This window comes from Nocardia sp. NPDC004415 (genome assembly GCF_053602435.1).
Genome location: NZ_JBSGDP010000004.1, coordinates 53,398 through 68,598, shown reverse-complemented (window position 1 = coordinate 68,598; position 15,201 = coordinate 53,398). Strand labels below are relative to the sequence as shown.

Here is a 15,201-nt window from a genome sequence, read left to right as displayed (position 1 = left end):
TGGCGCACGGCTTCACGGTCGCGCACCGGTGCTCATGACACCGCTTCGTGTAGAGCGGTGAATTCGGTGGCGCCGGTGCCGGTTTCGCGGGTCTGCCATTCGGTGCGGCCCGCGCGGGCGCACAGGTCCATGCGGCCGTGGCGGGGTGGGCCCGCCTTGGCGCTGACGCGGACGTCGAGGCAGACCGAGCGCAGGCGGCCGCGACCGGCGCCGAGGCCGCGGTAGCCGGTGACGCGGGAGTCCAGGCGCAGGGCCGGATCGGTCCAGGTGCCGCCCGCGGCGATCAGGGTGGCGCCGCGGTTGCGGGCGCGGGCGGCCAGCACCCGGCAGCGGGCGGGCGGCACGGCGAAGCCGTCGAGGCCGAGGACCACCAGGTCGAGCCCGTCGAGCAGCACGGCGGCTACCTCGGCAGGATCGGGGCCGGGATCGGGGATGACGGCCAGGCGCGACAGCTGGGCACCCATCTCGGCGGCGGCCAGCAAACCCAGCCGGGGCAGCCCGACGACCGCCGCGTGCCCACCCGCACCGGTCACCGCGGCGAGCAGACCGGTCAGCAGCGAATGCGCGCCGGAGTAGGCGACGACCGCGCCCTTCGGCAGTCCACCGTCGGGCAACAGCTCGGCCAGCGGCGGCGGAACGGGCAGCATTTCCCGACTCAACGGCTGGTCACGAGGGGTGCGGGCGGCCGCTGACTCCCCGCGCCCCGGCACCGCGGCCATCCGTCTGCGCAGCTCGTCGAGCGTGCGCTCCCGCGCGGCCCGATCCGGCGACGAACCCATCAACACCACCTACTTCCACGATGGACCCGCACCCGGGAACCACCCGGTACCGGAACTCCAGCACTGTTCCAGCTATCGATCATATTCGAATATACGTTCGATAGCGACCAGGGTGACACGCACCCCGGACCGGCTCCGCGGCGGGGGTCCACGATCGGATCCGATGTCGGGACGGGTGCGCGCGCGTGATACCCGGCAGTAGAGATAGCGGCCAGTCAGCGGCATATTCGGCTACCCTCGCACCCGTGACCGAACGTGCTCGCCCCCATATCGGCCCCGACTATCTGGTCGCGGGCCGTTACCGCCTGCAGTCGAAGCTGGGCGGGGGTGGCATGGGCGCGGTGTGGCTCGCGACCGATCGGTTGCTGAACCGGGATGTCGCGATCAAGCAGGTGCTGTCCACGGCGGGGCTCAGCGAGGCCGAGGCCGAGCGGTTGCGCGCCGCCATGGTGCACGAGGGCCGGGTGGCGGCCAAGCTCTCGCACGAGCACGCCATCGCCGTCTACGACGTGGTGCTCGAGGCGGGCGAGCCGTGGCTGGTCATGGAGCACTTACCCTCGCGCAGCGTGGCCAAGGCCCTGGCCATGGTCGACACGCTGCCCGCGGTCGAGGTCGCCCAGATCGGCGCGCAGGTGGCCGACGCGCTCGCCGCCGCGCACGCCGCGGGCATCGTGCACCGCGACATCAAGCCGGGCAACATCCTGGTCGCCGACCGCGGCGCGAGCGTGGGCCTGGCCAAGCTCAGCGACTTCGGTATCTCCCGGGGCGCCGGTGACACCGGCGACGAACCCGACGGCGTGATCACCGGCACCCCCGCCTACCTCCCGCCCGAGGTCGCGCGCGGCGCCACGCCCACCCCCGCCAGCGACGTGTTCTCCCTCGGCGCCACCCTCTACACCGCGCTGGAGGGCCAGCCGCCGTTCGGTTTCGACGACGACGAGAACGATGTCGTCACCCGGGCCGCCATGGGCCAGATCATCCCGCCCACCCGCAGCGGCATCCTCACCCAGCCGCTGCTGCACATGCTCGAGCCCGCCCCCCAGCGTCGCCCGACCATGGCCGAGGCCCGCGACGAGATCCTCACCGCCGCCTTCGGCCCCGGCACCGGCGCCTACATCCTCGGCGTCCCGCTGCGCACCGAAGACGGCACCATCCCGTCCTGGGCCGCCCGCAACTCCGCCGCGGGCCTGCGCGGCCCCCACGCCGCCCCCCTGCCCCGCCCCCAGCGCACCCCCATGGCGGCACCCGCCCCCGCTGCCCAGCGCCGCCAGAACACCGGCAGCTTCATCGACAACCTCCCCAACGGCGCCCCCCTCGCCATCGGCGCGGGAGTCCTCATCGGCCTGGTCCTGCTCATCGCGATCATCATCGCGGTGATGTGACTACTCGATTCGCCTGCGGTGGGCCCAGCGGGTCAGGGCGTTGCGGTTGGACTGCTGGGTTTTGCGGAGCACGTTCGAGGCGTGGGTTTCCACCGTCTTCACCGAGATGAACAGGGTCTCGGCGATCTCGCGGTAGGTGTAGCCGCGGGCCAGCAGGCGCAGGACTTCCAGTTCGCGCGGGGTGAGCGAGTCCAGTTCCGGGTCCAGCGGCGGCTCGGGGACCGGGGAGCGGCCGGTGAAGGAATCGAGGACGAAACCGGCCAGGCGCGGGCTGAACACCGCGTCGCCGCCCGCCACCCGGCGGATGCCGTCGGCGAGTTCGGCACCGGAGATGGTCTTGGTGACATACCCGCGCGCACCGGCCCGGATCACCGCGATCACGTCCTCGGCGGCATCGGAGACGCTCAGCGCCAGACACACCGGCCCGGCCGCGATCCCGGTCAGCACCGCCACCCCGCCGCCGTCGGGCATGTGCACGTCCAGCAGCACCACATCGGGCCGCGCGGCGTCGATCCCGGCCACCGCCTCGGCCACCCCGCCGGCCTCGCCGACGATCTCCATATCGGTCTCCCGGCTCAGCTCCGCGCGCACCCCCGACCGGAATACCGCGTGATCGTCGACCAGAAACACCCGCACACTCACTGACAGCTCTCCCTCATCCCGGCGACTTGCCCTCATCGGTACCACACCGGCCCCGATCCGGCTGGGCGCCACCGGGTCCCGGACGGCTCGTCACCCGTCGGCGGGTGGTTGCGCGGCGACCGGGTCGGCGGGCTCGTCGAGGCCGGTGGTGCCCGAGTCCGAGCGCGGCAGCACGATGCGGACCTCGGTGCCGCGCCCGACGGTCGAGTCGATCTCGGCGGTGCCGCCGCGGCGCTCGATCCTGGCGCGAATGGATTTGGCCAGGCCGCGCCGGTCCTCGGCGACGGCGGCGACATCGAAGCCGCTGCCGCGGTCGCGCACGAAGATGCTCACCTGATGGGGTTCGGCCTCGGCGAACAGGTCGATCTCGGGGACCCCCGCGTGCTTGGCGGCGTTGACCAGCGCTTCGCGGCTGGCGCCGAGCAGGGCGGTGAAGTGTTCCTTGGGCAGCCCGGCGCCGGTGTCGCCGGGGTCCATCGCCACATCACCGACGGTGACCGGGGTGACCTTCACACCGTGCTGGTCCTCCACCTCCCCGGCGATGGTGCGCAGCGCGGCGGCCAGGCTGGACTGGGCGGGGGCGGTGTCGTCGAAGAGCCATTTGCGCAGTTCGCGTTCCTGGCTGCGGGCCAGGCGCAGCACTTCCTGCGGGTCCTCGGCCTGGCGCTGGATCAGCGCGAGGGTCTGCAGCACCGAATCGTGCAGGTGCGAGGCGATCTCCTCGCGTTCCTCGTTGCGGATGCGGGCGCCGCGTTCGGCGTCCAGGGCGCGCACCATGCGCAGCCACAGCGGCACCGTCAGCAGGCCCGCGCCGATCAGGGTGACCGCCACCGCGATCAGCGCCGAACCGAGCGAGCTCAGGTCGATCCGGGCCAGCACCACCACACCCAGCCCGACCACGATCAGCGTCGCCCCGGCCACGATGCGCGACCAGGTGACCACCGAGGGCCGCGCGGGCAGCCCGAACAGGGCGCGCGGGCCGGGCGCGGCGGCGTCGTATTCGCGCCACACCAGCGCCGCACCGACCGCGACCACCACGATCGGCACGATCACCCGCGCCGCGGTGCCCTGGAACAGCCACGACACCGTGGCGGTGAGGCCGAGGCCCAGCAGGGCCAGGCCGATCGCCTGCCTGCGTTCGTCACCGGTCGGCTTGGTCGCGTCGGCGCCGCCGGGGGTGAAGATCCACAGCAGGCCGTAGGCCACCAGGCCCGCGCCGACCAGCGCGGACAGCAGCACGAACGCCATCCGCACCTTGAACACGTCGACGCCGAGATGGTCGGCCAGCCCGCCCGCGACCCCGCCGACCACCCGGCCGCCGCTGCGCCGGACCAGCCGCGGCATCTCGGGAACCGGGCGGTTCACCGGCGGCGGCCCCGGCACCGGCAGCATCCCGGGCCGATAACCGCGCGGCACGCCGTAGCCGGGGGGTGGATAGCCCGGCGCGGGGCGGTAGGGGTATTGCTGCGTGACGGCTCGCCCGATCAGCGCCGACGGCCAGTTCGCCCGCTGGTTCCCGCCGAATCGCGCGGCCCCCGGACCCTCCGGCGGGACCGGCGCGGCATTGCCCGGGGCGCCACGGAACCCGAGCTGTCCTTGGGCGGCCGCACGGGCGGGAACAGACGGATCCATGCTCTCGATACTGGCACGCGCGAGGGGGTGCCGACATCAGGAAAGTCCCTGATCTGCTCCCCGAGACCGGCGATCCGGCGCTGAACTGGGACATCGCTGTCCGGTCCGGCCGCAAATCCCTGCTGAGCTGGACATTCACCGAGCGCCTCCGGTGCCGTCACCGGCGCACCGGCGGCCGGACCGGAAAACCGGTCACAGCCTTCTCACCTGCGATTCTCAGCCGATCCGGAGCTCGGCTGCCGACCGGAGCTCAGCCCGGATTCCTACCTTGATGTCGGGCCGGAAATCACGGCCATCACTTCGGGGAGGAACAGTGAACATCACCACCACCGTGCTGGGGACCGCCGCGATCGCGCTGAGCACTCTGGGCATGACACCGATCGCCTCGGCCACGCCGATGGCACCGCACGAGACGACCTACCACGGGCCCGACGGCTTCGCGCTGACCATCGGGCACACCGACGAGTCCTACCGGCAGGTGCCCGCGCTCAACGCCATGCCGACCAATCGGGAAGTGTTCCTCGACAACACCGTCTACGTCACCGCGCCGGGCGCGACCGGCGATCTCACCTCCGGCTACTTCGTCGCCTGCGCGGTGGACCTGACCCTGACCGTCGGCCTGGACGGCGGTGTCTCGGTCGGTGCCGGTGGCTCGATCGGCTTCGGTTCCTCGGGTCCGGACGCGTCGGTCGACATCGGCCCGTCGATCTCGGCGGGCATGGACCTGAGCCTGTCGCTGGCGCCGGGCGAGATCAAGAAGATCGACGTCGGCGAGCGGGCGCTGGATCCCGGCACCACCTACCTGGTGAACCGCGACTTCCATCTGATGGTGGGCAACTGCGCGGGACCGCTCAACATCTACTCGTGGGCGACCGTCACCGCCACCTCGGGTTCGGTGACCGCGACCACCTCGGTCTTCGGCGACACCATGTTCCTGTGAGCCGCAACGGGACCCGGCCGTGTGCCGGGTCCCGCTCGACCAAATATCATTCCTCCCGGTCGTTTTCATCGAACGGGGGGTTCCTTGACCAACATCGATCCGGAGAGTTCTTCGCCGCGCGCGCTTTTCGCCCAGCGGTTCACCGAACTCTATGCCGCGGCGGGCAATCCGACGCTGCGGCGCGTCGCCGCGGCCACCGAGCGGCGCATGCGCGGCACCCAGGCGAGCACACCGTCGGCCCAGCGGATCAGCGACTGGAAAGCAGGCCGCAACGTGCCCGCTCGCTTCGAATCCCTGCTGCCGGTGGTGCTCACCCTGGCCGAGCTGGCCAAGAAGGCCCAGCGTGAGCTGCCGCGCCGGCTGGCCGACCCGCACGAATGGCAGCGCCTGTGGCAGGAATCGGTGACCTGGACCGCGGCCGCCGGGGCGGGCGAGACCTGCCCGTTCCCCGGCCTGCGCGCCTTCAGCGCCGAGGAACGCGCGCTGTTCTTCGGCCGTGAGCAGGCCACCGCCGAGTTCGTCGGCCTGGTCCGCGACAGCACCGGCATCGTGGTGCTGATCGGCGCGTCCGGGGCGGGCAAGTCCTCGCTGCTGGCGGCGGGCCTGCGCCCCGCTCTGGACGTGCCGACGGCCGCGATGACACCCGGCACCACACCGTCGGCCGGGCTCACCGCCGCCCTCGCCGACGATCCGCGGGTGCTGATCGTCGACCAGTTCGAGGAACTGTTCACGCTCTGCCGCGACGACACCGAACGCGCCGATTTCCTGGCCGAACTCGCGACGCTGACCACCCGCGCCGAGCACCCGATCACCGTCGTCGCCGCCCTGCGCGCCGACTTCTACGAACGCTGCCTGCACCATCCCGTGCTCCGGGAGAGCCTGCGGCGCAACAACTATCTGCTCGGCCCGATGTCGATGGACGAGATCTCGCGCGCCATCACCGGCCCGGCCGCCGCCGCGGGCCTGACCCTCGAACAGGGCCTCGAGGAACTGGTCCGCACCGAACTGCACGGGCTCGGCGGGCACACCAGCACCGACGGCTACGACCCCGGCGCGCTGCCACTGCTCTCGCACGTCATGGCCGCGACCTGGCAGCAGCGCGAAGGGCGCAAACTCACCGTCGCCGGGTATCGCAAGGCCGGTGGGGTGGCCGGGTCGGTCGCCGAGACCGCCGAACTGGCCTGGAGCGAACTCACCCCCGCCCAGCAGGACGCCGCCCACGAACTGCTCGGCTCGCTGGTCACCGTCGGCGAGGACTCCCGCGACACCCGCCGCACCGTCGACCGGGCCGACCTGCTCGCCCGCAGCGCCGATCCGGCCGCCACCGCCGAAGTGCTCGAGATCCTCGCTGCCGCCCGCCTGCTGGCCCTGGACGCGGAGTCGGTGCAGTTCGCGCACGAGATCGTCCTGACCGCCTGGCCCCGCCTGCGCGGCTGGATCGAGACCGACCGGGTGGGGCACCTGGTCCGTCAGCGGCTGGAACGCGACGCGGCGGAATGGGATGCGGCCGCGCGTGATTCGGCGCTGCTGTATCGCGGGACAAGGCTCGACAGCGCGCGTGAACACACGCGCGGTGCGGCACTGAGCGTGCGGGTGGACGCGTTCCTGCACGCGTCGCAGCGGGCCGCGCGGATCGGTGGACGATGGCGGGTCGGGGTGGCGGCGGTGGTGCTGGCCCTGCTGGGGACCGGGGTGGTGGCCGTCGACCGGAGCAGGCTGGCCGATCAGCGCACGGCGGACCGGGACTACATCGAGCTGGTGGCGGCGGCTCAGCGCAACCGGACGACCGATCCGTCGCTGGCGGCGCAGTTGCTGTTGGCGGCCTATCGGATGCGGCCTGACGAGGCGACCCGGACCCAGTTGTTGAACAGTCAGGACATGCCGCTGGCCGGTACGGTGGCGGCGCACAGCTGGAGCGTCGAGCGGCTCGCGTTGCGCACTACCGACAAGCTGCTCGCCTCGATCGATCAGAGTGGCGAGACCGCCTTCTGGACCATCGAGGACCCTGCCCGGCCCCAGCGGATCCCCGCTGTCGACCGGTTCCCCGCCGATCAGCTGGTGTTCGTCCCCGGCAGCTCGGACGCGGTCACCGAAGGGGAGGGTGGAGTCCAGATCTGGGATCTCGCCCACCCACGGGCGCCCCGGTTGTTGCACACGCTCGACCTCGTACGCGGATCATCCATCGCCGTCGATCCGACCGGAAAGCTGCTGGCCGCGACCGACGACTTCGGCCTCACGCTCTGGGACATCGGCGACCGGTCCAGGCCGACGCGGATGTTCACCACCGCGCTGACCGGCGACATCCACACCGTCCAGTTCGCGCCGCGCGGTGCGATGGTGGCGGTCGGGACCATCGACCTGCGCAGCCCCGACCAACCCGACACCGTGCAGCTGTGGAACGTCGGGAACCGTGCGGGCGCGACCCCGGCCGGACCGCCGATGTCCACCGGGCCGAACGACATCCTCCAGGAATTCGCGTTCAGCCCGGACGGCACCCGGCTGGCGGCGGCGAGCACCGGCGTGATGAAGTCAGCCACCGTCCCGTCGAGCCGGGTGCACCTGTGGCAGATCACCGACCCGGCACGCCCGCGAGCGCACGACGCTCCGATCCGGGTCGATGACGAGGTGGTGACCGCGCTCGCCTTCGAGGACGACGGCAACCTGCTCGCCATCGGTTCCGACCAGGCCGCACAGGTGTGGAGCATCACCGACCCGACCCGGCCGGTCCAGGCCGGACCGAGATTGTCGGTGAGCCCGGCCCTGTGCCCGATCGCTCAGATCTCACCCTGCCGAGGCGGCGCCAAATCACTGCTCTTCGTCCCCGGGGAACCGATCCTGTTCGGTGGCGGCACCGACGGACTGCTGCGCGGCTGGTCGCTGCCACGCACGGCGGTCGACACCGTGCCGGGTGCACGGGAGACGCCGGTCTTCGATCGGGCCGGCGACCGCATGGCGATGCTGACGGTCACCGGTGATGTGGTGGTCTGGGATACCAGCGGCCCCAGCCCGCTGCGGCTGACGACCATCCCCGGGGACCAGGCCTGGTCGGCACCCGCGCTCAGCGCCGACGGCCGCACCCTGTCGGTACACGATCGGACCGGAGCCAAGCGCCTGGTCTTCGACCTGACCGATCCCCGCGCACCCCGGACGTTGCCGCCCTGGCCGACCACCGATGCCAGGTACTCGACGGTCCACGGCAACCGGATGCTGGTCACCTCCGACGAATCGGTGCGGCTGTGGGACGTCACCGACCGTGCCGGGCCCCTCCCGGCCGGTGCCCCGATCACCGCGCCCATCGGCCAGGTCTACTCCGGCACGCTCAGTCCCGACGGCACCCGGGCCGCACTGACGTATTTCGAGAACGGCGACAACTGGGCGCCGCGCTATGTCCGCCAGATCTGGGCGCTGGACGACCCGCGCAACCCTCGCTTGGTCATCCAGTCCGATCTCGAGGGCAACGACATCTTCCAGCCCGCACAGTTCCTCCCCGACAACCGCACCCTCGCCAGCGTCCGGACCGATGACTTCGTCCTGTGGGACACCGACACACCCGACTCCTTCACCCCGCTCATCGACTCCGCGCGCTCGGAGATCGCACCGCTGTCCTCGGCCTCGGCGACGACCGACGGCCGCACGATCGCCGTCTCGGGCTTCGCCGGCATCACCGGCCTGTGGGACCTCACCGACCTGCATTCACCACGCCGGATCGGTGGCGCGATCGGCTCCTCCGACGGGCGCAATCGCCAGGTGATCCTGCACCCGCGTGGCGACCAGCTGATCATGGTCACCGACGACGGGCAGGTCGGGGTCTGGGATCTCGAGGCCGAGCGGGTGGCGGAGCGGATCTGTGCGCGGACGGCCGGGGTGCTCACGCAGGCGGTCTGGCGGGGGCAGGTGCCCAATGTCGGGTATCGGCCGCCGTGTGTGTGAGACCCGGGGCAATTCTCAGGGTTCACCCCGATGTGCGAAAGGGCTGGTCGGGCCCACCATGGAGAACATGACCAGAGCGAGCTTCGGCGACCAGATCCAGCAGATGTGGCACACGCGGCCCGTCCGGCTGCCGCGGCAGGGACCGATCGCGGGTGTGGCGGCGGGGTTCGGGCTGCGCTACGGCGTGGACCCGGTGCTGCTGCGGGTGGCGTTCGTGGTGTCGACCATTTTCGGCGGGGCGGGCATCGTGCTCTACCTGCTGGCCTGGCTGGTGCTCAGCTCCGCGGGTAACGAGGCCTCGGCGGCGGAGGCACTCTCGGAACACCACCACGCGCACGGCTCGCACTCGCAGACCAAGACGATCGTGCTGATCGTGGCGCTGGCCATCGCGGTGTCGACCATGGGGCCGATCGGGTTCGGCATGGGCGGGTCCGGGGTGCTCAGCATGGGCCTGATGCTCGCGGGCTGGTGGATGCTCTATCTGCGTCATCCGGAACTGCCCGCCGGATTCGACGCCTACCGGACCGTGCGGCCGGCCCCCTATCCGGCGGCGGGCTACCCGACCGGCGCGCCCCTCGGCGGCTACCCCTACCGCCCGGATGTGGCGACCGGGATGTACACGCCGTACACCAAACTCCCCGACGCCTACGTCCCCGATCCGGCCACCACCGTCCTCCCCCGCGAGGAAACCCGCACGGACACCGCCGAATCCACGCCTATCCTGCGGGTCGAACGCACGGAAACCGTCGCCCTGCACAAGGACACGGCACCGGAAGCGACGCCCATTCCGGACGCCGCTGCCGCCCCGGAGTCCGTCGAAACACGCAGCGCCGCAGCCGACACCGACCAGTCCGTCGTCCCGGACACGGCGCAAGACGAAACAGTCGTCACGGCCCCGGAATCGACATCGGCGGCGAGCGACGACACCCCCGTGAATCTCGGCAAGCGTGAACAGGATTCGCCGCGAACCGACGCACCGGAGGAATCCGGTGACGGTCCCACCGCCGTCCTGCGCAAGGAACCCTCCTCCCCTCGGCTGGCCGCGCAGGTCCCCCGGGGCTGGGACCCCCTGGCCATCGCCCCGCTGGCCTGGGAGCTACCCGAACCCGCGCCCCTCGGGTACACCCCGGTGGTGCCCGCACCGCCGGTGCCGAAACGGCCGCGTTCCCGGCTCACCCCGATCACCATCGGCCTGGCCATCCTGGCCGCCGCCCTCGCCGGGGCCGCCGCGGCCTCCGGAGCGGAGTGGATGACCCCGGCGCGGATCGCCGCCGTCGCGCTGGCGGTGGTGGGGCTCGGGCTCGTCGTCGGCGCGTTCCTGCGGCGCGGGTACGGGCTGCTGGTGCTCACCGCGCCGCTGGCCGGGTTCGTGCTGCTGGCCTCGCTGATCGGGCCGATCGAGTTCGACGGTGCCACCATGGGGGAACGCACCTGGGCGCCCACCTCGGTCACCGAGCTCGAACCGAGCTACGCGGTGAACATGGGTTCGGGCACACTGGATCTGCGTGGCATGACGCTCACCGAGAACCGGGCCGTGGAGGTCTCGGTGAACATGGGTGAGGCGATCGTGCTGCTGCCCGAGGCGATGACGGTGCGGACGACCTGTGACGTCCGCGCCGGTGACGCCTCGAGTTGCGTCGACGGGCTGTCCGGGCCCCAGACCCCGAACGCACCGGTCCTCGACCTGCGGGTCGATGTGCGGATGGGTAGTGCGGAGGTGCATCGTGGCTGAACCGACCGAAACCCGGCGCCGCCCGGCCTTCTCGCTGCTGTGCACGGGCCTGCTGGCCCTGGCCCTGAGCGTGTGGGCCCTGCTCGGCGCACCGACCCCCGACAACGGCGTCCTGCCGATCGGCTGGGGCGTGGTGATCGCCGCCAGCGTCATCGGCCTGCTACTGGTGCTCTCGCCCCGCCGCAAACAGCACTGACAAAGGAAACCACCGACCCATGAACCAGGAATGGCCCGTCACCACGACGGGCCATTCCTGTTGGAGGACAACGGTAATGGCCGATTCCCGCCCGACCACTGTCAGTTCGCTCGCACACCTGGTCACCCACGCCGAACACCGGCCCGTCACCGGCGGCCTGTCGCTGGGCAGGCTGCTGCTGGCGCACAGCCACCGGCCCGCACCGGCACGACCGGATTCGGATCAGGGCGCCGCCTGACCCCGGAAACGACGGAGGCGGTGCCGAATCCGGCACCGCCTCCGCGTTCATCTCACTCCCATTCGATGGTGCCCGGCGGCTTGCTCGTCACATCGAGGACCACGCGGTTGACCTCGGCCACCTCGTTGGTGATGCGCGTGGAGATGCGCTCGAGCACGTCGTAGGGCAGGCGGGTCCAGTCGGCGGTCATCGCGTCCTCGCTGGAGACCGGGCGCAGCACGATCGGGTGACCGTAGGTGCGGCCGTCACCCTGCACACCGACCGAGCGGACATCGGCCAGCAACACCACGGGGCACTGCCAGATCTGCTTGTCCAGGTCGGCGGCGGTGAGCTCCTCGCGGGCGATGGCGTCGGCCTGGCGCAGCAGATCGAGGCGGTCGGCGGTTACCTCGCCGACGATGCGGATCGCGAGGCCGGGACCCGGGAAGGGCTGGCGGGCGACGATCTCCTCGGGCAGGCCGAGTTCACGGCCGACCGCGCGGACCTCGTCCTTGAACAGCAGCCGCAGCGGCTCGACCAGGTCGAACTCGAGGTCGTCGGGCAGGCCGCCGACATTGTGGTGGCTCTTGATGTTGGCGGTGCCGGTGCCGCCGCCGGACTCGACGACATCCGGGTAGAGGGTGCCCTGCACCAGGAACTCGACCTTCGGCGCGGTGCCGTCGCCCTGCTCGAGCACGATGCCCGAGACCGCGTCCTCGAAGGAGCGGATGAACTCGCGGCCGATGATCTTGCGCTTCTCCTCCGGATCGGAGACGCCCTTCAGCTCGCCGAGGAACTTGTCCACCGCGTCCACGGTGACCAGCTTGGCACCGGTCGCGGCGACGAAGTCCTGCTGCACCTGCTCGCGCTCACCGGCGCGCAGCAGACCGTGGTCGACGAACACACAGGTGAGCCGGTCACCGATCGCGCGCTGCACCAGCGCCGCGGCGACCGCGGAATCGACACCGCCGGACAGGCCGCAGATCGCGTGCCCGTCGCCGATCTGCTCGCGCACGCTCGCGATGAGCGACTCGGCGATATTGGCGGGAGTCCACTGCGGCGGGATGCCTGCCAGGTCGTGCAGGAAGCGGCTGAGCACCTGCTGGCCGTGCGGGGAGTGCAGCACCTCGGGGTGGTACTGGACACCGGCCAGGCGGCGCGCGCGGTCCTCGAACGCGGCGACCGGGGCGCCGGCGGTGGTGCCGGTGACCTCGAAGCCCGCGGGGGCGTCGGTGACGGCGTCGCCGTGGCTCATCCAGACCGGCTGGATGGTCGGCAGGCCGCCGTGCAGCACACCGCCGTCGATATTGAGTTCGGTGCGGCCGTATTCGCGGGTGCCGGTGTGCGCGACGGTGCCGCCCAGGGCCTGCGCCATCGCCTGGAAGCCGTAGCAGATGCCGAACACGGGCACGTCCAGCTCGAACAGCCGGGCGTCGAGTTGCGGTGCGCCCTCGGCGTACACGCTCGACGGGCCGCCGGACAGGATCACGGCCAGAGGCTGCTTCTCGGCGATCTCCTCCACCGTGGTGGTGTGCGGAATGACCTCGGAGAACACCCGCGCCTCACGCACCCGGCGGGCGATCAGCTGGGCGTACTGTGCGCCGAAGTCGACGACGAGGACCGGTCTCTGAGTTTCTGCCACCGCCACAGTTTAGTGACGGCACACGACAGCCGAGCTGGCGGCCCATTCCTTGCGCGCGGGCCGGTGGGGCTGGCTATCCTCGTGCACGTGCCATTCGCCCGCGCGATCGATGCCGACATCTACTACGAGGACAGCGGTGGCACGGGGCCGGTGGTGTTGCTGGCCCACGAATTCTTCATGGACCGCACCATGTTCGCCTCCCAGCGGGCCGCGCTGGCACCGGAATTCCGCATCGTGGCCTGGGACGCGCGCGGGCACGGACGCACCAGGGATCAGCGGCTGCCGTTCACCTACTGGACCGCCGCGCGCGACGCGCTCACCGTGCTCGACACCCTCGGGGTGGAACGCGCCGTCGTCGGCGGCACCGCGCAGGGTGGGTTCACCGCGCTGCGCACGGCGCTGGTCGCGCCGGAACGGGTCGCCGCGCTCATCCTGATCAGCACCGAGGCCCACGGCCCCACCCGGGAACAGTCGCGCGCCACCCAGCGCTTCCTCGACGAATGGCACGACCGCGGCTCACGCGCGGAAGCCGCGGGCAGGCTCGCGGACTGGCTGATCGGCGACGACGACTGGTATCGCGGCATCTGGACCCGCCGCTGGGTCGGCGACGCCCACAACGGCCTCGACGCCGCCGTGGGCTGCCTGCTCGGCCGCGATTCGGTGCTCGACCGGTTGCGCGAGATCACCTGCCCCGCGCTGATCATCCACGCCACCCACAGCGGCATCACCGGCGACCGGGCGCGCACGCTGGCCGACGGGCTCACCGCCTCCACCTACGTGGAGATCGACGGAGCCCGCCTGGCCGTCACGATGACCCACCCGGAACCGGTGAACACCGCGATCGCCCGGTTCCTGCGCGACCGGGTCTCGCTGACGCCCGCGCGTTAGCGGACGCTGAGCCCGACCTTCTGGAATTCCTTGAGGTCGGAGTAGCCCGCCTTGGCCATCGACCGGCGCAGGCCACCGACCAGGTTCAGCGAACCGAACGGGTCGTCGGAGGGGCCGTAGAGCACGCGCTCGAGGCTCGGACGCGCGGCGGCGCCGTCGGGACCGTCCAGCCAGGACTCGTCGACCGGCAGGAACGAGCCGCGCGGCACCGAGGGATGCGCGGTGGCCGAGGGCCAGTACCAGCCGCGACCGGGCGCCTCGGCGGCGGCCGAGAGCGGCACACCCAGCATCACGGCGTCGGCGCCGCAGGCGATGGCCTTGGCCAGCTGGCCGGAGGTGGCCACGTCACCGTCGGCGATGACGTGCACGTAGCGGCCGCCGGTCTCGTCGAGGTAGTCGCGGCGCGCGGCGGCGGCGTCGGCGATGGCGGTGGCCATGGGCACGCCGATGCCGAGCACCTCACCGGTGGTGGTGGCGCCGGGGAAGGAGCCGTAGCCCACGATGACGCCCGCGGCGCCGGTGCGCATCAGGTGCAGCGCGGTGCGGTGATCGCTGACGCCACCGGCCACGACCGGCACATCCAGCTCGGCGATGAAGGTCTTGAGGTTGAGCGGCTCGCCGTCGCCCACGTGCTCGGCCGAGATGATGGTGCCCTGCACCACCAGCAGGTCGACACCCGCCTGCACCAGCGCGGGGGTCAGCGCGCGGGCGTTCTGCGGGCTCACCCGCACCGCGGTGGTGACCCCGGCCGCGCGCACCTCGGCGACGGCGGCGGCCAGCAGATCGGGCTGCATCGGCGCGGCGTGCAGTTCCTGCAGCAGCGCGATGGCCTTCTCGTAACCCCCCTTGTCGACCAGATCGATGAGCTGGTCGATCTTGGACTGCACGTCGGCGTGCCGGGCCCACAGGCCCTCGCCGTTGATCACACCGAGGCCACCACGGCGGCCCAGCTCGATCGCGAACCGCGGGGAGACGAGCGCGTCGGTGGGGTGCGCGAGCACCGGGATCTCGAAGCGGTAGGCGTCGAGCTGCCAGGCCAGCGAGACCTGCTTGGACGAGCGGGTCCGCCGCGAGGGCACGATGTCGACGTCATCGAGCTCGTAGGTCCGCCGAGCGACCCTGCCCATACCGATTTCCACCATGTCACGCACAGTTGCTCCCTGTGTTCGGGCGCGCGTGTGCGCGCGTTTTCACGATCCTGAACGACCGCATGGCTGTGCG

Annotated in this window: 12 protein-coding genes; 7 read left to right on the top strand and 5 right to left on the bottom strand. The window is 71.6% G+C overall.

The window, feature by feature from the left end:
• Nucleotides 1-32: 32 nt before the first annotated feature.
• Complete coding sequence (locus tag ACWEMY_RS03150; RefSeq protein ID WP_452388659.1) at nucleotides 33-779, bottom strand: hypothetical protein; 747 nt, start codon at nucleotides 777-779, stop codon at nucleotides 33-35.
• Between the two features lie 245 nt (nucleotides 780-1,024).
• Between ACWEMY_RS03150 and ACWEMY_RS03145 the strand changes: the two genes are divergently transcribed.
• The gene (locus ACWEMY_RS03145; protein ID WP_452388658.1) at nucleotides 1,025-2,161 is read left to right on the top strand and encodes a serine/threonine-protein kinase; all 1,137 of its coding nucleotides are present in this window, start codon (nucleotides 1,025-1,027) and stop codon (nucleotides 2,159-2,161) included.
• Here ACWEMY_RS03145 and ACWEMY_RS03140 read toward each other — a convergent pair whose 3' ends face one another.
• Complete coding sequence (locus ACWEMY_RS03140) at nucleotides 2,162-2,839, bottom strand: response regulator (RefSeq protein WP_375934598.1); 678 nt, start codon at nucleotides 2,837-2,839, stop codon at nucleotides 2,162-2,164.
• A 54-nt stretch (nucleotides 2,840-2,893) separates the two neighbouring features.
• Nucleotides 2,894-4,195, bottom strand: a complete 1,302-nt coding sequence (locus tag ACWEMY_RS03135; protein ID WP_452388724.1) for an ATP-binding protein — start codon at nucleotides 4,193-4,195, stop codon at nucleotides 2,894-2,896.
• Nucleotides 4,196-4,748: 553 nt separating this feature from the next.
• Here ACWEMY_RS03135 and ACWEMY_RS03130 point away from each other — a divergent pair.
• The 5 genes from ACWEMY_RS03130 (at nucleotide 4,749) to ACWEMY_RS03110 (ending at nucleotide 11,471) form a co-directional block, all read left to right on the top strand.
• Nucleotides 4,749-5,375, top strand: coding sequence for an MspA family porin (locus ACWEMY_RS03130; RefSeq protein WP_375934595.1), 627 nt, complete (start codon nucleotides 4,749-4,751; stop codon nucleotides 5,373-5,375).
• An 84-nt stretch (nucleotides 5,376-5,459) separates the two neighbouring features.
• Nucleotides 5,460-9,305: an nSTAND1 domain-containing NTPase gene (locus tag ACWEMY_RS03125; protein WP_452388657.1), complete on the top strand. Its 3,846-nt coding sequence runs from the start codon at nucleotides 5,460-5,462 to the stop codon at nucleotides 9,303-9,305.
• Between the two features lie 67 nt (nucleotides 9,306-9,372).
• A complete protein-coding gene (locus ACWEMY_RS03120; protein WP_452388656.1) occupies nucleotides 9,373-11,037 on the top strand; it encodes a PspC domain-containing protein in 1,665 nt (554 codons plus the stop codon).
• Nucleotides 11,030-11,233 (top strand): hypothetical protein, encoded by a 204-nt coding sequence (locus ACWEMY_RS03115; RefSeq protein ID WP_452388655.1) that lies wholly within the window; start codon nucleotides 11,030-11,032, stop codon nucleotides 11,231-11,233. Before ACWEMY_RS03120 ends, ACWEMY_RS03115 begins: the two co-directional genes overlap by 8 nt.
• Before the next feature lie 76 nt (nucleotides 11,234-11,309).
• Complete coding sequence (locus ACWEMY_RS03110) at nucleotides 11,310-11,471, top strand: hypothetical protein (protein WP_452388654.1); 162 nt, start codon at nucleotides 11,310-11,312, stop codon at nucleotides 11,469-11,471.
• A 52-nt stretch (nucleotides 11,472-11,523) separates the two neighbouring features.
• On the opposite strand, the gene guaA is transcribed toward ACWEMY_RS03110, so the two are convergent.
• A complete protein-coding gene (gene guaA, locus ACWEMY_RS03105) occupies nucleotides 11,524-13,098 on the bottom strand; it encodes a glutamine-hydrolyzing GMP synthase (protein ID WP_375934583.1) in 1,575 nt (524 codons plus the stop codon).
• A gap of 81 nt (nucleotides 13,099-13,179) precedes the next feature.
• On the opposite strand from guaA, the gene ACWEMY_RS03100 reads away from it, so the two are divergent.
• On the top strand, nucleotides 13,180-13,980 hold the full coding sequence (locus tag ACWEMY_RS03100; protein WP_452388653.1) for an alpha/beta fold hydrolase: 801 nt from the start codon (nucleotides 13,180-13,182) through the stop codon (nucleotides 13,978-13,980).
• Here ACWEMY_RS03100 and ACWEMY_RS03095 read toward each other — a convergent pair.
• On the bottom strand, nucleotides 13,977-15,131 hold the full coding sequence (locus ACWEMY_RS03095) for a GuaB3 family IMP dehydrogenase-related protein (RefSeq protein WP_452388652.1): 1,155 nt from the start codon (nucleotides 15,129-15,131) through the stop codon (nucleotides 13,977-13,979). The two genes, ACWEMY_RS03100 and ACWEMY_RS03095, sit on opposite strands and share 4 nt — an antisense overlap.
• Nucleotides 15,132-15,201 lie beyond the last annotated feature (70 nt).